Origin of the sequence: Lysinibacillus sp. UGB7, from assembly GCF_049058285.1 — a bacterium.
Taxonomy (GTDB): Bacteria; Bacillota; Bacilli; order Bacillales_A; family Planococcaceae; genus Lysinibacillus; species Lysinibacillus sphaericus_B.
The window spans coordinates 1-23,283 of the sequence record NZ_JBMGUV010000019.1; the positions used below are offsets into that span (position 1 = coordinate 1).

General features: G+C 36.5%; 20 protein-coding genes and 1 riboswitch. Of the genes, 6 read left to right on the forward strand and 14 right to left on the reverse strand.

Features of this window, described 5'->3' with window-relative positions:
* Positions 1–187 precede the first annotated feature (187 nt).
* Positions 188–364 carry a hypothetical protein gene (locus ACOMCU_RS16915; protein WP_155242378.1) on the reverse strand — a complete coding sequence of 59 codons (177 nt, stop codon included), beginning with the start codon at positions 362–364 and terminating at the stop codon, positions 188–190.
* A gap of 116 nt (positions 365–480) precedes the next feature.
* Between ACOMCU_RS16915 and ACOMCU_RS16920 the strand changes: the two genes are divergently transcribed.
* From ACOMCU_RS16920 to ACOMCU_RS16930, 3 genes are read left to right on the forward strand one after another with little or no spacing between them, the layout of a single operon-like run.
* Positions 481–2,784 (forward strand): ATP-binding protein, encoded by a 2,304-nt coding sequence (locus ACOMCU_RS16920; RefSeq protein WP_010858236.1) that lies wholly within the window; start codon positions 481–483, stop codon positions 2,782–2,784.
* A gap of 5 nt (positions 2,785–2,789) precedes the next feature.
* Entirely contained in the window at positions 2,790–3,422 is a 633-nt protein-coding gene (locus ACOMCU_RS16925; protein ID WP_010858235.1) for a response regulator transcription factor, read from the forward strand.
* Between the two features lie 47 nt (positions 3,423–3,469).
* Positions 3,470–4,411 carry a polyprenyl synthetase family protein gene (locus tag ACOMCU_RS16930; RefSeq protein WP_010858234.1) on the forward strand — a complete coding sequence of 314 codons (942 nt, stop codon included), beginning with the start codon at positions 3,470–3,472 and terminating at the stop codon, positions 4,409–4,411.
* An 85-nt stretch (positions 4,412–4,496) separates the two neighbouring features.
* On the opposite strand, the gene ACOMCU_RS16935 is transcribed toward ACOMCU_RS16930, so the two are convergent.
* The 8 genes from ACOMCU_RS16935 to ACOMCU_RS16970 form a co-directional block, all read right to left on the reverse strand.
* Entirely contained in the window at positions 4,497–5,192 is a 696-nt protein-coding gene (locus ACOMCU_RS16935; RefSeq protein WP_010858233.1) for a transglutaminase-like domain-containing protein, read from the reverse strand.
* 241 nt (positions 5,193–5,433) lie between these two features.
* Entirely contained in the window at positions 5,434–7,155 is a 1,722-nt protein-coding gene (locus ACOMCU_RS16940; protein ID WP_421050807.1) for an MFS transporter, read from the reverse strand.
* A gap of 41 nt (positions 7,156–7,196) precedes the next feature.
* On the reverse strand, positions 7,197–8,357 hold the full coding sequence (locus tag ACOMCU_RS16945) for an acyl-CoA dehydrogenase family protein (RefSeq protein ID WP_421050808.1): 1,161 nt from the start codon (positions 8,355–8,357) through the stop codon (positions 7,197–7,199).
* Entirely contained in the window at positions 8,354–9,229 is an 876-nt protein-coding gene (locus ACOMCU_RS16950; RefSeq protein WP_421050809.1) for a hypothetical protein, read from the reverse strand. Before ACOMCU_RS16950 ends, ACOMCU_RS16945 begins: the two co-directional genes overlap by 4 nt.
* An 11-nt stretch (positions 9,230–9,240) precedes the next feature.
* A complete protein-coding gene (locus ACOMCU_RS16955) occupies positions 9,241–10,197 on the reverse strand; it encodes a peptidase U32 family protein (protein WP_421050810.1) in 957 nt (318 codons plus the stop codon).
* 14 nt (positions 10,198–10,211) lie between these two features.
* Positions 10,212–11,381 carry a cysteine desulfurase family protein gene (locus ACOMCU_RS16960; protein WP_010858228.1) on the reverse strand — a complete coding sequence of 390 codons (1,170 nt, stop codon included), beginning with the start codon at positions 11,379–11,381 and terminating at the stop codon, positions 10,212–10,214.
* A 10-nt stretch (positions 11,382–11,391) separates the two neighbouring features.
* The gene (locus tag ACOMCU_RS16965) at positions 11,392–11,745 is read right to left on the reverse strand and encodes an iron-sulfur cluster assembly scaffold protein (RefSeq protein ID WP_010858227.1); all 354 of its coding nucleotides are present in this window, start codon (positions 11,743–11,745) and stop codon (positions 11,392–11,394) included.
* 14 nt (positions 11,746–11,759) lie between these two features.
* A complete protein-coding gene (locus tag ACOMCU_RS16970; protein ID WP_010858226.1) occupies positions 11,760–12,938 on the reverse strand; it encodes a LuxE family acyl-protein synthetase in 1,179 nt (392 codons plus the stop codon).
* A gap of 368 nt (positions 12,939–13,306) precedes the next feature.
* Between ACOMCU_RS16970 and ACOMCU_RS16975 the strand changes: the two genes are divergently transcribed.
* The 3 genes from ACOMCU_RS16975 (at position 13,307) to thiW (ending at position 15,514) form a co-directional block, all read left to right on the forward strand.
* A complete protein-coding gene (locus tag ACOMCU_RS16975; protein ID WP_010858225.1) occupies positions 13,307–14,503 on the forward strand; it encodes an MFS transporter in 1,197 nt (398 codons plus the stop codon).
* 138 nt (positions 14,504–14,641) lie between these two features.
* A riboswitch (TPP riboswitch) is annotated at positions 14,642–14,747 on the forward strand.
* Positions 14,748–14,800: 53 nt separating this feature from the next.
* Entirely contained in the window at positions 14,801–15,010 is a 210-nt protein-coding gene (locus ACOMCU_RS16980; protein ID WP_421050811.1) for a hypothetical protein, read from the forward strand.
* A 3-nt stretch (positions 15,011–15,013) separates the two neighbouring features.
* Positions 15,014–15,514: an energy coupling factor transporter S component ThiW gene (gene thiW / locus ACOMCU_RS16985; RefSeq protein WP_010858224.1), complete on the forward strand. Its 501-nt coding sequence runs from the start codon at positions 15,014–15,016 to the stop codon at positions 15,512–15,514.
* Positions 15,515–15,603: 89 nt separating this feature from the next.
* Here thiW and ACOMCU_RS16990 read toward each other — a convergent pair whose 3' ends face one another.
* Genes ACOMCU_RS16990 through ACOMCU_RS17010 form a run of 5 tightly spaced genes read right to left on the reverse strand, consistent with a single transcriptional unit; the run spans position 15,604 to position 23,272 of the window.
* Entirely contained in the window at positions 15,604–18,201 is a 2,598-nt protein-coding gene (locus tag ACOMCU_RS16990) for a VWA domain-containing protein (protein WP_421050812.1), read from the reverse strand.
* Positions 18,185–19,930 (reverse strand): vWA domain-containing protein, encoded by a 1,746-nt coding sequence (locus tag ACOMCU_RS16995; RefSeq protein ID WP_010858222.1) that lies wholly within the window; start codon positions 19,928–19,930, stop codon positions 18,185–18,187. The genes ACOMCU_RS16990 and ACOMCU_RS16995 overlap by 17 nt, the downstream gene beginning before the upstream one ends.
* Positions 19,931–19,941: 11 nt before the next feature.
* Positions 19,942–20,817: a DUF58 domain-containing protein gene (locus ACOMCU_RS17000; RefSeq protein WP_421050813.1), complete on the reverse strand. Its 876-nt coding sequence runs from the start codon at positions 20,815–20,817 to the stop codon at positions 19,942–19,944.
* On the reverse strand, positions 20,814–21,809 hold the full coding sequence (locus ACOMCU_RS17005) for an AAA family ATPase (protein WP_421050814.1): 996 nt from the start codon (positions 21,807–21,809) through the stop codon (positions 20,814–20,816). Before ACOMCU_RS17005 ends, ACOMCU_RS17000 begins: the two co-directional genes overlap by 4 nt.
* A gap of 11 nt (positions 21,810–21,820) precedes the next feature.
* Positions 21,821–23,272, reverse strand: a complete 1,452-nt coding sequence (locus tag ACOMCU_RS17010) for a hypothetical protein (RefSeq protein ID WP_421050815.1) — start codon at positions 23,270–23,272, stop codon at positions 21,821–21,823.
* Between the last annotated feature and the right edge of the window lie 11 nt (positions 23,273–23,283).

Below are 23,283 nucleotides of genomic sequence, written 5' to 3' on the forward strand. Positions count from 1 at the left end.
GACTTACGCCATGCCCGCGAAAAGCGTCCGCCGGAGTGGAAATCAACGGGCTCGTATAGATACTTCTATATTAAAAGAAAAAAGATTGTAAAGTGATGAAAAAAATGTTTCCATCACCTTTTTTGCTTAAGAATTGTAGCATGCAAACCTAAAGAAATTACTGTTATTTAAGGATTCTTAAAAAATCTTATCTAGGTAACCAGGATGAAGATTTTTGTAAAACATCTGACTTGTCAGAAGTATTGATAGCCTCTTGAATAAGGTTTAACTCTGAAGCCGAAAGATCCCCAACCATTTCCACTTTTTCGAAGTCTATTTCTTTATTAGCTCCTGAAAGCATTGCATGAACTATTTTCATCATCATAGTATTCCCTTCCTTTCAATTTCTTTACAATTATAATACTATAAAAGAAGCAGGTAATAACCGCAATTATATTAGAGATAACCGCAAATTTTTTATTCTGGGAAGGATTAAAAATTATGAATGACAAAAGAAAAATACTAGTTTTACAGTTTATATTTTTAATAGCTCATCTTTTTTTAATCTTAACCATGCTTACACCCTATATAGGCATAGAAATACAATCTAACAACAATGATAATGTTGTCATTTCCAATGTATATGCTAATGATGGTTGGGCGCGTTATACAAATCTTACAGCCGGAGACATCATCTTAGCAGTAGATGATAAAGAAATTACCTCTATAAAAAATTATAAATACAATAATTGTTTTGTTCATGGTTCCTCAATAAAAGTTATAAGAAATAATGAAATTAAAAACATCCAAGCACCACCTAACTCACTTAATGATACTTTTCAGGAAATTATTATTCCTAGCATATTTTCCTTAACTGTATTTATACTTACTTTATTTATTTTTCAACAAAATAGTAAAGTTGCTTTTTATTTAACAGGATTTCTTCTATCAGTATCTCTTAGTTTTTTTGCCTCTACAGAATCTGGACGAGGGGATATTGTTTCAAGTATTTTAATATGTGTTTTTTTCCCACTTGGTTCCCTTTTCCTTACACTTTTCATTCATATGTTGTTATTGGAAAAAGGCATAACTAAAAATAAATGGCTAACTTTTTATAAAACCAATAGTGTCATTTGTCTGTTCGTTATTTTTCTAAAATTAATGACTCTTACTTTCAACAATTTTCTCGATGTTATCAGTACTATACTAATTTTAAGCTATTTTTGCCTCAATATTTGTTTTTCAATAATGCTCTTACTTTATTTTTATCTAGCCACTAAAGGCTCTCATCATGAAGTCTTTTTAAAATGGTTAATATTAATTCATGTATGTGCCTTTATCCCATTTATTTTTTTACACGCTGTACCATATATTTTTAATCTTCCCTATCTGCAAGATGATGTAGCAGCTTTTACGTTATTTATTATTCCTATAGGTTATTCTTATATAGTCTTAACTAACCGTTTAATAGACATAAATTTCATATTAAAACAGATTCCATATTATACATTCTTAACATTTATCCCCACTTTACTTTTAACTATTTTAGTAATAAGCGAGAGATTTTACACAGAAAATATCGTTCTGTATTTTATGATTTTATTTTTGGCCATCCTTATTATTAATATTGTTACATTATTTTCAAAAGAAAAAATAGATTTTCATTTAAAAGATAGTTTCATATATAATCATTCCTATTTGTCAAAAAATTTAAATGAATTTGCTCAAAAATTACCTTCTGTTATGAACGAAAACGATTTAGAAAATTTACTACTTAATCAAATTACAGAAATATTAGAGCCACAAATTCTTCTATTAATAAGGTTAAATAATGAAACACTAGAATTTCAAAGCATTGATTATAATAACAATAATTCAGAGAATAAGCTTACTGATTTCATCAAGAAAAAGCTAAAAAACAATACTACTGATACTTTAATTGGCAACCCGAATTATCTAGGAATTGAACTATATCAAACTGAACACTTTGTCACCTATTTATGGATAAGTCAAAAAAGAAATAATACCACTTTTAATATGCACGAAAAAATGTGGCTAATTAATATTGTCAAGTATGTAAGATTGGTCCATGAAAATTTAAATATAGTAAAAAATATTATAAAAACAATAGAACAAAGAGATACTACTAATCATCAATCATCTCATACTCTTTCTAGATTTTTATTACAGTTAGGTGAACAAGAACGAATAAGACTGGCGTCTGATTTACACGATTCAGCTTTGCAAGATCAAACAATTTGGTATCAAAAACTAGATAAGGTAATACAAAATTCAAGTACCTTGCAAGAAGAAGAATTAGCCACATTAATTAAAGTAAAAAACGGTTTATTGGATGTTATCAAACAGCTTAGGGAAACTTGCAGTGAGCTTCGCCCCAATTTTATGATGAATACAGACTTTACAGCTTCGTTAGAAGAATTCTGTAAAAAAAAGCAAATGAAAGTGAGTTATATTTTGAAGTACGAATTCTATGATATTTCCAATTACTCCAATAATCATAATTTAACTATTTCTATTTATCGGGTGCTTCAAGAACTACTAAACAATGCGGAAAAACATTCTAAAGCCGCTGTTGTTTCAGTGGAGATGTGGGAGGATAAAGATTATATATTTTTAGACTATAAGGACAATGGTGTGGGCATGAACAATTCTATAGAAAAATATACTGAAAACCATGTTGGCCTTATTGGCATAAAAGAAAGAATTCATATCTTAAATGGTGAAATTGAATTTATTTCTCAAGTCAATAAGGGATTACAAATTCTAATAACAATTCCGAGGTGATAACAATGACTCAAATATTAATTGTAGATGACCACCCAATGGTTGGTCTCGGTACAAAAAATATACTAGAAGAAGTAACAAATTTTGATATTACTTATTTGTTAGATAGTCAACAGGTTATACAAGCCATTAAAAAAAAATCATTTGATATTTACTTACTAGACATTAATATGCCTAACTGTTCGGGAATTGAATTATCAAAAAAAATCTTAAAAACGCATGCTGATGCTAAAATCATTTTCTATACAGGATTTGACTACTCCTTTCAATTTAATACGTTAATCGAACTAGGTATTTATGGAATCATAAGTAAATCTGCCTCATATCAGGTTTTAGTTTTGAATATACAGGCTGTGTTAAACGGCTATGTATTAGTACCGAGAGAAATGCTGATACGGTCGTCACCTTCAAACTTTTCACAAGGTTTATTAACTGCTGATCATCGTCAAGTGTTTTCGCAAAAAGAGCTAGATATATTAGAGAGTTTAGCAAAAGGTTCCAGCAATAAAGATATTGCAGATGAACTTTTTATGAGTATTCGTGCAGTTGAATATAATCTAACAAAAATATATAAAAAGTTGTGTGTCACCTCTCGTTCCGAAGCAGTTGCAAAAGTATTAAACAAAAGTCAAATATAATTTTTATTACTGTAGTCACGCGTTTTTGTACAAGGAGGAATTTTTTAATGGAGACACGCTACAACATTCAATTACGTGAAGAATTAATACTAATAGCAAATCAGCTAATTGAGACATCTTTTACAGATCACTACTTGCAAAATCTTGCCCAAAGTTATGTAAGTTTTAAATTTCATCAAAGTATTAATTTTGCCCTACTAACCGAACTTCATTATTCCATCTTTAGAGAGCAGCAAACTTTTAAGGAAAAAAGAGAGCTTCAAGTAGTTATGGAGCTCATTATTTTAGCAGCAGACATTTTAGATGATATTCAAGACAAAGATGCAGCTATTTATCCTTGGTCTGAGGTCAATTTTGATGAAAATTTAAATATAATTATTGGTTTCTTACTATCTGCGTTCAATCAAATTACTTTATTAGATTGTTGTTTCGAGGTTAGAAATTTCATGAGCCAGCAAATTCATAGCCTATTGTTGCAATCCATTAATGGACAGCAAAAGGATATTTACAATCGAATCACTACTGAAACAGAATATTTAGAAATGGCTAGCTTGAAATCAGGTTCACTTATGCAATTGGCCTGTGTATTAGGAGCGGGTAATGTCTCAGAAAAAACATTGGATATAATTAAAACATATTCTAACTATCTAGGTATCATTGCTCAAATCCGCAATGATGTGCACGATTTGTTAACAGATTACCATATAAGTGATTTACATATAAAAAAAATAACTTTACCAGTCCTTTACTATCTTTGCATAGATGACGACGATTTTCGCCCTATAAAAAATTACTATAATAGTAAGCAAAACTTTACTCATTTAGCAGATTCAGAAAAAGTCCATTTTATGAAAATCATACGTCATGGTGGAGCTATTCAATATTGTAATGTAATCGAAAAAATTTACCACCGTAAATTTATAAATAGCATTGAAGGTTTACCTATCTCGAACATAGCACGCGAAAAGCTAATAAATCTAAAATTTTAGCATCATGTCATATAGTGTAGAAATAGGAGTCTACATGCATTCAACTTAGCAAGTAGACTCATTTTTTTCCTTAAATAAAGACGACTCACTGATCTCTCAATATATCCAATCTTCGATTAATTTTTTTTCTTTTTCTATTAAACATTAAGCGCTTTAGCTTATTTCCTGTATTGTTATACTTCAAAAATAGTTCATCCGGGTTATTAAAAATTCCTAAATCATCTGTTATAGAAAAGCTTTGAACAAATACACTTTCACCAGTCCAACATAGATTTATATTATCCTTATCTTTAACAGCAATTCCATACCCTATAAAACCATCATTAAAACTACAAAGTCTATTTTTTACTTGTTCCAAATAAGAATCATCTATAATTACACCTTCAAGGGCAATCCATTGATCATTTACATGCACCTCTGTCCATGCGTGGACAATTTTATTGGGCGCTAATAGGTACGTGATACCAGTTAATGCACCCTTTTGCATCTTTTTATCAATAAAGAAACCATGAATTCTACAAGGAACGCCAACAGCTCTTAGTAAAGCCATTAACAGTGTACTTTTTGTATTACATTGCCCATAGCCATCTTGCAACACTTCCGAAGCAGGTATATCATCTCCTCGGTTATACCCGAACTTAATTTCATTTCTGACAAAATCATAAATCTGCCTGATTCTATCTTCATAATCTAAGTTGCCCCAGCCCTGTTGTTTTACTAGTTGCTGAAACATTTCATCATTAAAATTTAACATTGCTGTCGGTTCCAAATATTTTTCCATCTTTTCTCACCCTTTTCAGTTATCCTCCACAACAATCTTTTAACTTTTTCTATATATTTACTATTATAACAATTGTTTTCTATCAAAAGTATGGTATCTTACTACTCAAAATTTTCCTTATTTTTTGCTCACTTTGAATTATGTATGAAAGTTAATCGAAATATTGCGAATAAAATAATGACTATCTACATATCGAAAATCAATTTTAATCGGTAGGGATTTACTTCTCCCTACCGAAAACTTAAAGAATTTCTTCTACTTGTTTCTTCCTTAAAAAAATTAATGATAAACTAAAGATACAAGTTAAAAGTAATCCACACCAAAATGCTTTCGTCATCGCCTCCGCAATATAACCTTGTGCGTCACTCTGTATAGTATTTTGAATATGATTAACTTCCTTCTCTATATTTGCTATTTCTACATTTACCGTCGCAGTTACTTTCTTTTCTATGTCTGGAGTAGCATTAACTTCTACTGCTTGAGGCATTTGTTTTAACGTTTCCTCCAATTTCTTTGCAACAAATTGATTTTGCATTTCCTGAGGAATTACAAAATTCTCTACTTTTCTTTCCCCTTCAAATAACGTATCTTTTTTTCCTTGCAGATTCTCAATCGCAATGGTTTTTACAGCATCAGGCATATTGCTATTTTCAAAGCGTGCCACCCCGTCTGCAACAACATCATTCGCATATTGATTTAGAAAACTTAGTGTAATGGATACAAATAAAGATACGCCAAGAGCTCCTCCAAGATTTCGTGCAGTGGCAAAAATACCTGACCCTAAAGACACATGCTTTTCTGAAACAGAAACCGTACAAACAGTTACACTTGTAACCATGATGATCCCTAACCCCGTACCTAGTAAAGACATCATGGTAATGAGCATAGAAAATTCTGTATCAGGTGTTAATTTCAATAAGAACACAAAACCTATAACTGTAAATACATAGCCAAAAAGCATTGGAATCTGATAACCAATTTTATCAATTAATCTTCCAACAATTGGTGCAACTACTAACATTACTGCTGATAATGGTGTAATTAAAAACGAAGCGTGTAATGTAGTAAACTCCTTCACCTGAGTAAGATAAATTGGCAATAAAATTAACGTTCCCATTAACAAAATGCCACCTAAAAAGTTCGAAAGAATTCCACCTAAATAGTGTTCATTTTTAAATATTGTAAAATCAACTAAAGGTAAATTTGTCCGTTTCTCTATAAAGATAAATAATAGAGTGGCAATTAAACTAATAGTGAAATATATATAGATGGTTGTAGAAGTCCAGCCTAGTTTTTCACCCTGTAATATGGCAAATGTTAAAAAATAAAGCGCAATACTAACGACGATCACGCCTAGTACATCCAATTTAAATGGTGATTTAACGTCTCTACTTCCTTTAAAAGCTACTAAGATGAAAGGGAAAGCTATCATGATAACTGGCACATTTATATAAAAAATCCAACGCCAATTTATAAATTCAGTTACAACTCCCCCAAGACTTGGGCCAATAGCTACTGCAAGCGCACCAACTGCTCCCCAAATGCCCATTGCCAGCCCTAATTTTTCAGGTGGCACAGCAGTTCTTACGAGCATCATACTAGTAGGTATAATCATAGCTCCTCCAATTCCCTGTAAGACACGAGCAGCTATTAAAACTTCTACCGTAGGTGCCATGCCGCACAAAAGGGAGCTAATCGCAAATACAATAACTCCAACTAAAAAAATTCTAATCCTTCCAAAAAAGTCTGCTATTTTCCCTAAAGTAATTAACAATATCGCTAGTGTCAGTACAAAGGAATTGATTATCCAGGAAGCTAAATTCAAATTAATGTGATAATCATTCATTATATTAGGGAGAGAAATATTGACCACCGTACTATCTAAAAATACTAAAAACAAACCTAAACTAACCGCTAGTACTTGCTTCATACCTCCATATTTAGGCTCAGTTTGATTTGGCATTTTCAACCCTCTTTCATCCATTACATGGAATATTGAATCAACTACAGCTGCGTAGGCACATCCAATACAATTTTTCCGATTAATTCTTTTAACACATCTGGCGTCGGTCCCATGACTGTTCCCGCCATACTATCGCGAATGTATCTCTCTATTGGTGTATTGGCTGAATAAGCATGGCCTCCACAAACTTTTAAACCTATTTCTGCCACTCTTAGTGCTGTTTGACAAGCCATTACTTTAACCTCTAATGTACTAACCATATCTACTTCCTTGTTTTCCATCCGTTGCACAAAGGCATTTAAAGCTGTTTCCGCTTGATCACATAGTACTTTCATTTCCCCTACCATTTGTTGAATACTTTGGAAGTCAGAGAGATTCGTATTAATATGTGTATAAAAGCGTTTCTTCACATAGGTTACTGATTCGTTATAAATCGCCTTAGCAATCCCAATATTTACTGCTGAAATACCAATCTGTCCCATTGGAAGCAATGCTTCACGCGTAATTTTAAAGCCTTCTCCTTCTTCTCCAATAAGCATCTCTGGATTTAAATACGCATCTATATTTAACGGTGCACTTTGATTACCTCTCAGTCCCATGCCTTCCCATGTGCCACCTACTTCAATTCCATCATAATTACTCGAAACTGCGAAAAAGTTACTTTGCATAGAATTTTTAGCAAATGTTGCTTTGGAGTTTATGACATACAAATCTGCCTCTCCTGCGCTTGTCACCATAATTTTATTAGTTTTTAAGCGAAGGCCGTTGTCAGTGCTACGTACCTGGCTTACAGGTAAAAAGAAATAGCAGCCTGAACCCGCTTCACTCAGTGCAATCGTTGTAAGACAATGACCTTGTGCAATTTCACTTAAAATATTTTTTATATAATCACTATCTTTTCCATATAATAAAATAGAAACTGCCGACATATGTTGCACATAGATAAGTGCCGTGGAAGCACAAGCTTGAGCTAACCTGATAACTGTTTCTTTATATAAAGATAGAGGAGCTTCTAATCCGCCCAATTGCTGTGGAATTATTAAGCCTAATAAGCCATTTCGTCCAATCTCGTTAATATTTTCTCTCGGGAAAGCTCTCTCTTTATCAATATGAGCCGCGTTTGGTGCAACGAAATCAACTATAATATCATCCAATTTTGTTAAAATATCTTGCGTTAAACTCTTTTCCTGAATGTTACTCATTTTATTGCCTCCTCTTTAAGAAGTATTGGTGAAAATCTTGCATCGTCGCACAATGAATCCACTTCAAACGGTATGCTTTCGTTGTGCCGCTTAATATCCTGGACAACGATATTTCCATAAATAATTAAATTACCCATTTTTTCTCTATTTTCTTTGGAAATCTTTACTGTTACATCCTCAAATCTATTCCACCGTTCTCTCGGCTCAATCGTAATGCCGTTATTACATAAATGCTGGCAATTTCCTAATGGCTCGTTATAGAGTCTGAGTGTATGGCAGGACCTCGAAGTGGATACCATTGGGTAATGCAAAAAACCATTAACTTTTATCCCTTCATCTCTTAGCAGGTTCACTGAATTTTTCATGTAAGCATTTAGATCTGCATCTATTTCTGCCACACCATGTTCTTTTAGTAGCTTTATCATTGCAGGATTTGCAATATTCAATTGTAAGTAATTCTCTTTAATTGTCTGATCTTCGTACTGTAAAATATCTTCATACCATGGGCAGTTCCCATAACTAAAAGCTAATTGTCTGCCTACCGATAAGGACACTGTTGACGGCAGTTGCTGTTGTGCTAAAAAACGCATTGTTCCCCAATCATTGATGATTAAATTTATTTCATAATGAAAAAAACGCTGCATCCTCGTAAAAAATTCATTCATAGCTGTTTCGAATAAAATAGGCATTTCGATTTTGACTCGTTTATCTCGTTCCAATAAATAAAGGATATGTTGCTCTTCAATGCCATTCATTTTATAGTGGCACCCTGAATGTCCTAAAGAAACAACTTGGTAGTTCCCTAAAATTTCTTCAGTTATTTCATATAAATATTCGTGGTGAATCCGTAGTTCTTTTAATGGCGTTTTCAAATAAGCACCACCTAAATGTATGTTTTTGTAATAGCAGTTGATTTGTAACTACATCGGCATTTTTCACAAAAGCGTGGCACCCATTTCATAATCCACATTAACTGCTCCTGCTCCATTACTTTCATTTTTTGTTCTATAGAGAATCCAGAAACGCCCATTTCTTTCCATTCATTAAACATATTGACCACCATAGCTAATGTAACAGGATTAGGCGCCTCCCTTCCGATAAATTTGATAGCAGTCACACCAGACGAGACTAAATCTTCTAAATTACACAAGCTACAATCCGTTGCGCTATCTAAAATATGATGCTGATTTATTTGATTGTTCAATGGGGACAGTAATCGATATAGTGTTCTAACGCCTTCTCCCATTTCATTATTATTTGGACTTTCCCATAAGCGACAATAATTAGCTATGCTACCTGTTCCAAAATTGCCTGTAATCATTAGTTCTACATCTAAATTTCGCAGTGACTGAATTTCTTCTAATGTCATGGACTGTGAAATCGTTATACGTCTTACACCTAATTCTGTTAAAATTTCTGCCCCATATTTATTGACTGGCGCTAATTGCGAACCCGAAATCATTTGAATATTCTTCTCTACATTCTTTAGAAGATTTAGAGATTGCATAGAAGAAATTGTAATAGCATCTACACCTTTCTCAAGGGCTCTATAAACATGGCTTTGAAAACTTGTCTCTAAGCTGTTTGGAATGAAAGGGGTATTTGCCATAAATATGACTTTAATTTGATGAGCTTTAGCCATAGCCATAATGTCGTCTAAATCATCCCAATCCGAAAAGTGGGCAGGGTAGTCAGCTACTGTCTGAAACTTATTATCAAAAGACATCTGCTGAAAAAGTGGATTAGAGACGCCAAAATAGATTTCATTTGCACCCGCCTCTATCATTTCTTCCATCATAAATTTTGAGCGCACAGGTGCCACCATTTTTAAATTATCCATTTTATTCTTCCTTTCTATCCTACAGGGAGAATGCTCCTTAGACGGGTGACAGCTTCTGTCAGACTGTCAACAAGATAATCAATATCTTTATAGTCTGTATAAAGGCCAAAACTAATACGAATAGAAGATTTAATTCTTTCTTCAGATAGTCCGAGCGCAAGCAATACATGGGAGAGTTCAGCCTTTTCTGCACTACAGGCAGAACCAATAGACACCGCAATTCCATATAATTGACTTAAAAGAACCGACAGGGCTTCTGCTCTAATATTCGTAAAGGATATATTAAAGGTATTTTGTAAGATATCACCTTCAATTTCCGGACTATTCATCTCAATTTGTTCAATGGCATTTTTTATTTTATCTAAGAAATAGTTTCTTAAAGCAAATGTATTGTGTTTATGTTGCAATAAGTCTTCCCTCGCTAAAGCACAAGCTTTACCAAATCCAATGATACCCAATAGATTTTCAGTACCTCCTCGTTGGCCGTTTTCTTGCCCACCACCATGAAGTAGCTGAACCAACTGGTTGGTCCCATTTTTTAAGTACAATGCGCCCGCACCCTTAGGACCATATATTTTATGAGCCGCTAGCGATAGCGCATCCACTTCTAAATCTTGAACATTTATAGGGATTTTCCCAAGCGCTTGTACAGCATCTACATGAAAGAAAATATCCTTATTTATTTGCTTAACACATTTCGCCATCTCTTTAATTGGTTGAATGGTACCAATTTCATTATTCGCGTACATGATCGAAATTAATGCAGTATGTTCATTGATAGCATTCTCTAAATCTTCTAAAGCGATAAATCCATTAGCATCTACAGGTAAATAGGTAATTTCTGCACCAAGTGAAGCTAAATAATGACACAGCTCTAAGGTCGCCGAATGTTCGATTTTAGAGGTGATGATATGAAATGGTCGCTTATCACAGGCAAAGAAAAATCCTTTTAAAGCAGTATTGATTGACTCTGTACCGCCAGAAGTAAATAAAATTTCTGAGCAATCTGCGTTAATTAATGCAGCTACTTGTGAACGCCCCTCCTCTATTTTTTCTTTTGCTAATTGACCAAAAGAATGTGTGCTTGAGGGATTACCAAATATCAATAAATTATCTATCAAAATTGAAGCCACTTCCTCACGAAGAGGGGTAGTGGCATTATAGTCAAAATACTTCCCTAACATAAAAAACCTCCTATGCTTCACTAAGTATTTGCTCAAATAAATCATGTAGAATATTTAAACAATGCATTTGTGGAGGTTCTAGATCTCCAAGCATACGATCAATTTCATGCGTTAACAGTTGACCTATTTCAGCTATGGATTTACCGATAATATAATCTGCAAAAATATCAGCCGTTGCCAACGACGTAGCACATCCGTATGCCTTATATTTTGCATCTACTACCTTTCCATCCATTACTTTAATTTTCATAAAAATCGTATCTCCACAAACAGAATTACCAATTTTCAATTCTCTATTTGCATCAATCATATCTCCTGAATGTCTAGGTTTGCTGAAATAATCAACAATGATAGAATTGTACATATTAGATTCCTCTCTTATACTTCTGTCATTTGATTTTTTTCTTCAGCCGCATCCATATGCTTCTCTAAATTAATAGCACAACAGCCAATTTCTGCTCCTGCTACTCTTGATAGATAAACAACTTTTTGGCCGTTTCTTCCACATTCGCATGTATTTTCTTTCTTTAAATACACTAGATCCTCTGTTTGAATAAATCCTGGATATGAAAGTGAAGTAGGATCAAATATGGCTAAGACCCCTCTTTTTCCTTGCGGTACTTCTTCAGCTAAATTTTTTGGATTTCTTAAAGAAAAGTGAACCCAAGGCGGCACATGCTTCGATTGTTTCTCGCACTCAATGGCTAAAATATTTGATTCAACTAATCCATACATATCTCTAACATTTTCTTCTGGGATACCTAAGTATTCAGCACATTCTTTATTGTATTGTTCACGAGGAATTTCCATACCGGAGAATCTTTTCCAACCTCCTAAATTAATAATCATCGTCTTATTATCTAGTTTTAAATGAATATTATTTGTTTTTAGGTAATTTACTAATTTATAAATTAAAAATGGCGGTCCAATAATGTGACGCGTATGAATATTTTGCCATTTTTCTAATGTTTCAATTGCCTCCTTAGGTTTAAACGACGCTCTTTTAACAAGACATCTCGTTGCATCAAATAAACCTGACAGCATATTTAACACCTTGACCATGCCCATTTCTGGCATTTCTTCTGGAGATGGGAATAAGAAGAGACCAGCTCCTCTAGAAAAGGCAAACATTTCTCTATACATCGCATATATACTAAAGACACAATTGTTTAATGTTTCAGCATCTCTTCTAGATATACTTGGTATGCCACTTGTTCCAGTACTACGCATTTCAAATTCAATATTTTCTAAAGAGGTTGACAAAAGTAAATGTGAGTCAGGTCTTTTAAAGCTTGTCACCGGAATTAATGGTATTTTTTGTATATCATCTAAAGTCTGAACATCGGCAGGCGTAACTCCACTATCTTCACAAAGCATTCGATAAAACTTATTGTTTTCGTAATGATGTTGAAAATTTTGAGCAATTAAATATCCTTTTAGTTCATTGACCTTTGCTTCATCCCAATGAAATAATTGTTGCGTTGCCCCAATTGCTGTTGTTACAGGATTAAATCCTAATTCCTTTAAATTTTCCATAGCTGTTTGAATCGATACCATAATACATGTCCTCCTCTTTTATTATCTTTAATAGAAGCCATAAAGCCTTCTTAAGGTTGACTCTTAGCAAAAGCCAACTACGATAATTTACTATTATTACAAAAATTGTAATAATCATCGACATAAAAAGATTAACATATCTATCAACGTTGTAACCCCTAATCCAATACCAATAAAAAAGTAAATCCCGCATTCTTTTGCGGGATTTACTCATAGAACTACAGTAGAAAAAGTAGCATAATGTATTATTTTCTCAATATACTTCAAATTTCATTTGGCGAGCTTCTCATACTTTAATCTAATAGCCAAGCCTCATTTCTTTATGATAGACTGTAGTATATTTGATTAGAAAAAAAGGGGGGCTATGGATGACCCAGCAGAAGTCGAATAAGGCGGCTTTGTATATTTTAATGTTTAATATGTTTATCGCAATGGGGAGTATTGGAATTATTATTCCTGTTATGCCTGAGTATTTAAAAATATTTGGGGCTGCAGGACAAGTTCTTGGCATGCTTATCGCAACGTTCGCCTTGGCACAATTTGTATTTTCTCCAATTGCTGGGAACCTATCCGATCAGTATGGACGAAAAAATTTAATTATTTTTGGCCTCATAGTAACTGGTCTTGCACAGATTTCATTTGGGCTTTCAACGGATGTTTGGATGCTCTTCCTCGCGCGTTTCTTTGGAGGTTTAGGTTCTGCCTTCATTGCACCTCCAATTATGGCTTTTGTAGCGGATGTTACAACATATGAGGAACGAGGCAAGGGAATGGGTATGTTAGGGGCAGCTATGTCTCTTGGCTTTATGATTGGTCCTGGTATAGGTGGCTTTTTATCGAAGGTTAGTCTGCACTTCCCATTCTATACAGCTGGATCTGCAGCTATATTAGCAGCTATTCTATCATTCTTTCTTTTACCTTCTACAAAACCAAGCACATCACAAAAGGCACAAAAGCAAGACAATCTTGCGAAGCAAATGGTACGCTCTGTCCAAATGCCTTACTTTGTAATGCTCATCATTATGCTTGTATTCTCGTTCGGAATCGCTAATTTCCAAACGACATTATCATTATTTGTCACAAACAAATTTAACTACACACCTACTGATATTGCCATTTTATTGGTTGTTGGTGGTGCTTTTGGTGTTGTTGTACAAATGTTTATTATTACACCTCTTTTTAATCGTTATGGTGAAATGAAAGTTGTGTTAGTCAATTTATTTATTGCAGCCGTTTCTATTTACTTAATTTTATTTGTATCTGGCTTTGCACTTATATTAGTTGTAGCAACGATTTTCTCAACAGCGACGACATTGATTCGACCAGCTGTCAACACGCTCATTTCTAAACTTGCTGAAAACGAACAAGGTTTTGCCGCTGGTCTTAATAATGCATATATGAGTTTGGGTAATATGATTGGTCCTGCTTTAGCAGGTATATTATTCGATTGGAATATGAACAGTCCTTATATTTTTGGGGCTATTATTTTAATGGCCTGCTTCTTCCTTGCCCTCATCTGGACATTGAAAAAAGCTCCACATCTTATGCAACCTGATTCTAAATAGTGTGGAAATTTATTGACTACTTTTAGTAGTATGTTACATTATTAGGTGGACAGCGCTTGTGCAAAGTGACTTTAAGCGTGCGACGTGTATGGCTAGTCCTAGATGGGAAAACATATATTTCAAAAAATTTAATCGTTTCAAAACCACTAGGGGTGTCTTTCTAAGACTGAGACGTGTATATATACACGGACCCTTTGAACCTGATCTAGTTCGCACTAGCGTAGGGAAGTGGCGACACTTGCTTTTTAACTATGTAAATGCAAGGCCGCTTCCTTTCGTTATGAGGAAGCGGCTTTTTTGTGGCATTTTCAACAGATGCCGCTTGAAGTGATGTCCTGTGGGTTATCAGCGATTTCCTATATGCTATCAGCGATTTTTTGCGTTCTATCAGCGTTTCTTGGTGTTCTATCAGCGATTCTTTACATGCTATCAGCGATTTCTCGTAATCTATCTACGTTATATCAGGTTCTATTTGTGGTTAGAGCTATTTACCAAAAAGGAGTGTAAAATATGCCAATTCGAAAATTAACCATCATGGCATTATTAGTTGCCATTGCTGTAGCAGGCTCTGCTTTTGTGTCGATTCCAACAGGAATTGCACGTGCCTATCCTGTACAACATGCCATTAATGTTATAGGAGCCATTTTACTAGGCCCCCTACCTACCGTTATCATTGCCTTTGTCACAGCCCTTATTCGGATTTTTACAGGAACAGGTTCTCTATTAGCTATTCCAGGTAGTATCATCGGGGCATTGTGTGCAGCTCTTGCCTATAAATATAGTAATAAGGTGTGGCTCGCAGGTGTTGGTGAAATGTTTGGCACAGGTCTTCTTGCTTCTCTCGTAGCAGTACCTTACGCACATCTTTTAATGGGTTCATCTGTTACAGCATTGTTTTTCATGCCTGCTTTTTTAACATCAAGTGTTATTGGGGCAGTCCTAGGAATTGTCGTTGCCAGCAATCTACGCAAAACGGTACTTGTCAAAAGCTTTAACATGACACTTTATTAGGAAGAATTTTATCGATTTCTTTAAACAAAAAAATACAGTGCAAAATAATCATACCTTTTGCACTGCATTTCAATATAGAACATTAAATTTTATTGGCGTTTCTTCATACCTTTTAACAGCTGCGCTACGTTTGTATCTTCTACCTGCGCTTGTGCATCCTCCACACTTGGCACTTTCCGTTTCGTTTTTGATAAGAAGTTCCAGCCAAAACGTCGGATTGTAATATCTATGAAGAATAGGAACATCCCTGCTAGTAGCAGCCAGGTTGCAATATTTTGGCGCTCTGCCCCTTGTTGTGTGAAATCGCGGAACACTTCCTGCGGTTCCTCTAACACATTGCCACCAGTTTGCTTTGTAAGTTCTTCCACTAGTTTTTCATTTACTGGACGTAATTCATACTCGGCACTATACGGTACACTTAATCCAGCCTGATAAATCGCCTGCTCTTCATCGGCTATTCGGAAGAAAATAAGTCCTGGTTCTGCCTGTACAATCGCACGAACTTGCGAAGCAGATAACGTTTCGAGTTGCATCTCTAGCTCTTCACCTGCTTCATTGACAGCGACAATATCTAAAAACGCAGCTTCATTTGTTGGATCTGTAATAACAAAGGAGCCATCTGTATCCAGACGTACATCATATGCAACATCATTATAGCTTGGTAACATTTGCGAAATCATCGTTTGCCAAAATGTACCCCAATCCTGCCATCTTGCCCAGTCTCCTGTCCATTTTCCTGTAGAGTCTGATGTGAAAGCGAACGTTTTTCCAAGACCATATTGCCACTGTGCAATAACTGGGTCTTCTTTCTCGCTTTCTGCAATAACAGAAGCACCCTGCTTCGCTGTTGTGCCAATATATGCATTCATTTGTGGCACACCATTTGCAAATAATGCATTCCAGCCCGATGCATTATAAATTGTTGGGTAGAAAGGATTGTCTTCAATATACGTACGTGAAATCATTGCTGTCTCACGTGATAATATTGAAGGTATCATCTGTTCATCAATAACGTCATAGAAACGTCCGCTACCCATTTCGCTTAAAGATTGAAGTAAATTGCCATCTGCATCTTGTCCAATCGCAACTGTAGATAGTGTAACCCCATTGTCTTTCCCAGTTGCAATTAAATCCTCATAATTCCCTGGTTGTGACTGTCCGTCAGTTAATAAAATAATATGCTTACGTTGCAGTTTCTGATCGGCCAAATTTTCATATGCCTTTGCAAGCGAGTTATATATTTCCGTACCCCCACCAGGAGTCACTGATAAAATCGTATCGACTGCTTCTTCTTTATTGCCAAGCGGTCCGGTTTCGATAATTTCCCAAGGACGATCATCAAAGGCAATAAAGCCAAGCGTATCCTCGTCACGAAGCATCTCAACTGAACGTGCTGCCGCTTCCTTAGCAAGTTCTAACTTTGTACCCTGCATACTTCCCGAACGGTCGAGCACGATAACAAGACCTAAAGACGGCAATTGTTCCTTGCCTTTAATCTCCATTTCCACAGGTAACAATGTTTCGATTGGTGTTTTAAAATAGCCACCCAAGCCGAAGCTATTTTCACCGCCGACCATCGTAAAGCCGACACCGAAATTTTTCACTGCTTGCTCAATAACGCCCATCTTTGCCTCACCAACTAAATGCCCTGGAACATTATCAAAAATTATCGCATTATATTGTAAATAACTTGATAGCTCATTTGGCAAACTGCTTGCATCTACCACATCATAGGAAATTGACTTCGTCCCCAATGCCCCAGCAATAGGTGATGCTGTGTCATAACCGTTCACTATCAGTAAGTGAGGCTCACTTTGTACCATCGTGACACTCGTTAATTTATTATTTTCAAATATGGCATCTTGGTCTACTTGAACAAGTGCCTCGTATTTGACTAATCCTTCTGCTGTTGCCGTATACTTATACGTAAATACATTCGATCCTTCTGCAAGTGCCACTGCCTCTCGATGAATGAGGGCATCATTTTCGTACAGCAATAATTCGCCTTGACCTGCTGCTGTTGCATTCACTTCAGTGACAAGTTGCTGTTGTTCTCCTACATAAGCAACCTGGGGTGTCACAAAGCTTTTTAGCGATACATCATTAGCAACAGCCTGACTGAATGGCACAACATCTACACTAATATTGGAGCCTTTTAATTTGGTAGCAAACGCCAATGCATCACCTTGTGTTTCATTGGCGTCTGTTAATAAGACCAGCCTTGTAGCTTTTTTCGGATTGACAATACCAGTAGCTAGTTGAAGACTTTGCTCAATATTTGTTTGATCCGTGTCTTTCATAGCTGTAAATTTAGGTACTTCCTTCAATGAATTAGATAAAATCGTTTCTGTTTGTAATGTCGAAGAATAAGAATAAATCCCTGCAAGTTGTTCATCCTTCTTCGACTGTAAACTTTCCTCTATAAAACTAACCATTTCTAATTCTGTGCCCTTCATGGACGCAGAGCGATCGACTAAATACAGTATCTGTTCTTCTTTAATTGGTAATAAAATATATGGTGCTGCGAGAGCAAAGACTAAACAACATATTGCTACCATACGAATACCAAGTACAATGAGATGGCTGTTTTTCAGACGTTGACGTGCGCGCCAATATGTCCATACAAAATACGCAAACAATGGCAGTAATAACAATAAGGCTAATGGCGTATCAATTCGTAAATCCACGACGTCGTTGCACCTCCCACTCTGTCACAAGTAATACTAAGATAATGAGTATGAGCCAAGGTACAAATGAAGTCTTTGATACTTCTTCCTTGCCATTTTCTTGTAATTCTCCAAGCGTATAACTTGTGCCTTTTTCTATGACACGTTCTTGTGCTTGGAGTTGCACGATGAGGCGTTTTTCCTCACTATTTGCGCGTGCTGTGTAAACACCTGGTTTCATGGGTGCTGTTAATAACCCATTGGTGATTGTTGATAAAAACTCATCATCCTGTGAATAAACACTCCACTCTCCTTGCGCTAAAGCAACTGAACGCTGCTCATTTGGTGTGAAAATCCCAAGTGAACCAATTGCTTCAGATAATTGTTGTTGGGCACTCCATAAGAATAACGGGAATGATGGGTGTAATGGCCAATCTGTATCAGCAATATCGGCCAGTACAATAATATCTCCTTGTGGTGAGCGTTGAATAAATGGTTTATCTCCAACAGTGGCAATTGTTTTATAGCCATCAAACGCAGGATAAATGGCACTTACATAAATATCATTTAAGTCACTGAATGCAAATAAAGCGTCATTCGTTGCTTTCACCACACCACTCATGTCAATTTTTTCAATATCATCTCGCCCAAATAATACAATCGGCTTGTTCATATCTTCCAGGAGTGCTGTTTGATTTGTCACCACGGTCGCATCTTGATTCTCTACCAGCTGTAAGGACGGAACAATTTTCACGCTGCTATTTATTGTTTGGAATCCCTTTTGAATAAGCTGATGCATACTTTGATCGACTACTACTTTAGAAGTGGCTGTTTGTAACAATACTGACTGCGTATTATCAATCGCATAATCATCCTGTCCATCAATGATAGCCGTCATCGAATCCGCTAATGGTAAATCTTTAAATGTTTTAGTTACAGCTTCGTTTGCTGGCAATGTTATCTTCTCCGTTATAACGTCCTCATCCTCAGCATTTTGTAGCGTAAGTGTCAGATTGTGTTCCTTGTCCGTATCATTTTGCAACTGTACAAGTGCCATTGTTGCCTTCCCGTCTGTTGTAGCAGCAAATTTTGTGATGGCTATATTCGTTAAATCCTTCGCAGACCCCTGTACAATCCATTTCACCGAATCTTTTTCCATTGGTAATTGCTTCTTGTCGAGTGTATCTGTAAAGACATAAATTGATGTCGGTGTGTCACCGACAAAAGCTTGCGCCACATCAAGTGCTTTATTCATTTGTGCGGTTTCATATGTCACTTGCAAATCCTGGACGGCTTTCTCAATATCTTTGGGATTTGTTTCTTGCTGTAAAACAGCCTGTGGCGTATTGCCAGTCGTAATAAGTGTTACTGGTCTTCCATCAAGTTGATTCACTAACGACAACATTTCCTTTTTATGTGCATCAAATGTTGATTGCTCTTTTCCAGCTAACATCGTCGCGGACGTATCAACGATGAATATTGTTTGTGCACCAGCAATCGTTGACTTTTTAAAATATGGATTCATCAACGCGAGTACAAGTAACAGCAGTGCTAACAATTGCAAATAGAGCAATGCATTTTTCTGTAAATGCTTTAAGTATGGGGATACACGTGTCTCCTGCATAATTTCCGACCAAAAGAGTGTTGAGGACACGGTTTGATCGGTATATTTTTTTCGAAAGAAATAATATAGTAGGACAATGACCGGGATGATGGCCGTCCAGCTAAAAAGTATTTGACTAAAGCCCAATACAGCTCACCTCACCTAATCCAATGTGCTTTTAATAATTGTTGAAAAACGGCATGTTGAAGTCCATCTTCCACCTTGAGTTGTAATTTTCGTACGCCGAAGCGTCGACAAATGGCCTCAAGCTCTTCTTCGTGTAAACGTCTTCTTGCCTCATACGTATCAAGTACCTTTGATGACATCGTCACATTGACATCACTGCCCGTTTCACGGTCAAGTAAACGAACATCACCACTATAATTGGGGGATAGTTCTTCCTGCGTGATGATTTGTAGAATGCGTACATCCCCTGCAAAACGTGGCAATCTTTTCAACAGCTGTTCCCATTCTTCGATTGGTTCTAGACCGTCTGTCACGATAAATAGCACCGTACTATCTTTAGGCATTGCTTTTAACGCTCCCTGTGCAAAGCTACTTGTATAGGTCGCTTCTTCAAGATCGGTCACTACTTGTAAAAAGGCACGGCGATACATGGCACCTTTACGACGAAACGGTGGCTTGACGTCATGTTGTACAAACGAAAATGATAATCGATCATCACGGCCAAGCACCATTAAGCCAAGTGACGCTACAATTTGTCGAGCAAAAGTCCATTTTGCTTGCTCATTCATTGATTTTGTGGCGTCTAATAAAATGTGCACACGCATCTCTTGTTCATCTAAGAAACGTTTAATGAAATATTTATTGGTTCTTGCAAAGACGTTCCAATCCACCTGTCTTACGTCATCACCTAAGTGATATTCACGAAAATCTGAGAAATCGAGCGATGCCCCGAAACGTTGCGAACGGTGCGAGCCCTTATGTTGTCCACGCAATTTGGAGGCCGTCGCCACTTGGAAGCGACTAATTTTCGCTAACCAATCTTCGGGCAATAATATTTTCTGAGTCATCGACTAATGCCTTGCTGTACTTTTTCTAAAATAATGTCAATCACATCATCTGCTGTTTTACCTGAAGCCTCCCCTTCATAGTTCAGCAGCATACGATGACGCAGTACAGGCTTCGCTACGGATTTAATATCCGCAACTGATACATGGAAGCGTCCATTCATCAGTGCTCTTGCTTTTGCAAGCCTTATTAAACTTTGTAAGCCACGAGGACCACTACCATACATGGCATATTGCTTCACTTCATCTATCGCACCCTCTCGTTCAGGATGTGTTGCCACAACAAGGTCCGCTGCAAATTCAAGCATTTCATCTGCTACAAGTACTTCCTTCACCATTTGTTGTGCCAGCAGGAGTCCTTCTGTGTCCATTATTTTTTGCAGGCTGATTTCCTGCGCCCCAGTTGTTCGCTTCATAATCTCCATAAGTTCACTTTTCTCTGGATATGGAACGAGGATTTTGCAAAGGAAACGGTCCATTTGTGCCTCTGGTAATGGATATGTTCCCTCCATTTCAATTGGGTTTTGAGTAGCTAGGACGAAGAATGGTTTAGCCATTTTTTTCGTATCCCCTAAAATTGTTACGGTCTTTTCACCCATTGCCTCAAGCAGGGCACTTTGTGTTTTCGGAGTTGCTCGGTTAATTTCATCTGCTAATACCATTTGACTAAAAATTGGCCCCGCTTGGAAAGTAAACTGCTGTTTGCCATCTGCTGTTCGCTCAATCATACTCGTCCCTGTAATATCCGCAGGCATTAAATCTGGCGTAAATTGAATACGTGAGAAGGATAAATCAAGCACCTCTGAAATTGTGCGAATCAGCATTGTTTTCCCTAATCCTGGTAATCCCTCTAGCAGTGCATGACCGTCTGCAAGAACTGCGTATAATGTATAATCAATCGTTTCCTCTTGACCAACTATAAAACGATGGATTTCTTCTTTTACTTGTTGTAAATTTTTACTCATCTCAACATACTGTTGTTCTGTAAATGCCATTTCTCTTCCTCCTACTGCGACTCAATTGACGTGAAATAAGATTGCACGACATTTTGTAAATCTTTTGGTAATTGCAAACGCTCTGAGCTTTCTAAAAAACTGTCTTTATAAGCGCCTATAGCTTCATCATATGGTCGAATCGATCCCTTTGTAATAGGGCCATTTCCTTGTTGTTCTGAAACATGCGAGCCGTCTCCTAATGCTCCACCATCTACAGATGTTTCACTAGAGCCTCCAATTCTATTTGGTGTCGTTAATAAATCACGACTGCCTTGGCCTGATCCTGCACCTTTCCCACCTGACCCAGAACCCTGGCCAGAGCCAGAACCTGATCCAGAACCATTTCCTTGACCCTGACCCTGACCCTGACCTTGACCCTGTCCATTGCCTTGACCATTACCTTGTCCTTGTTGATTGCTTTGTTGAGAGCCTTGCGCCTGACCATTCCCGCTTGCCTGTTGCGAGCCATTTTTGGCATTATTTTGTCCTGCTTGACCTTGTTGACTGCTTGGTTGTGAATTGCCCGATTGATTTTGATTGGCATTACTACTGTTTTGTTGATTGTTGTTTGCGCTATTAGCACTTGCAATAGCATTTTGTAATGAATTACTTGCAGGCTTACCCAGCTTGCTCATTGCTGTTTGAGTAGCATTCGCATTTTGCGTTAGGTTCTGCTGCATTTGAGCAAGCTCTTTTAACTGTTCGACTTCTTCCTTCGATAAGCCTTGACCTTCAGCAGCACCTTCTTTACTTGCTGTTTGCTTATCCTTCAATTGCTGTTCCTTTAACGCAAGTTCTTTCTGCTTTTTCACGACTTCACGTAATGCCTCTTCAGCTGTATCTGCCTCTTTTAATGTGTTTTGTAATTCTTTTAACTGCTCTTTCACTTCTTTTGTTTCTGCCTTTTTTTCTAACTTAGCAACTTCTTTTTTTATGTCCTCAATGACTGCCTTTTCTTTTTCTACCTCAATGGCTTCAATTTGCGTAGTAGCCGGGAACATATAGAGCACCGCTAACATGATACTTGTTGCAAATAGTCCAATGAATGCCTTTGGTCGAAACAGCGCTTTCTTTCTTGCTTTAAATTCCGAGAACGCTTTTTCTGCCTTTTGGACTGCTTTTGCAAGTAGTGATTGAACCAATGGATCTTCGTCTTCTTTAAATGACAAAGCTGTAACAAGTTCATTATGTGAAAAATATTGATCGAGTGTGTGTAATGCCTCTTTCTCTCTCACGCGCTTCCACCACACAAAGACGATTGTTGCAACTATCCCAACTATAAAAACAGCTAATGCGCTTTGACGGTAATATGTCCAGACAAATAACCTTGAAACAAGGATGAGTGAAGCACTCGAGAGCAATGCCAAAAACAAGCCGTACTGTGCGATAGGAATACTTCTTTCGAATGTTAAACTCGTTTTTGCACGCTGAATATATTTTTGTAATTGCTTACGACGCTCCATAAGGTTTCCTC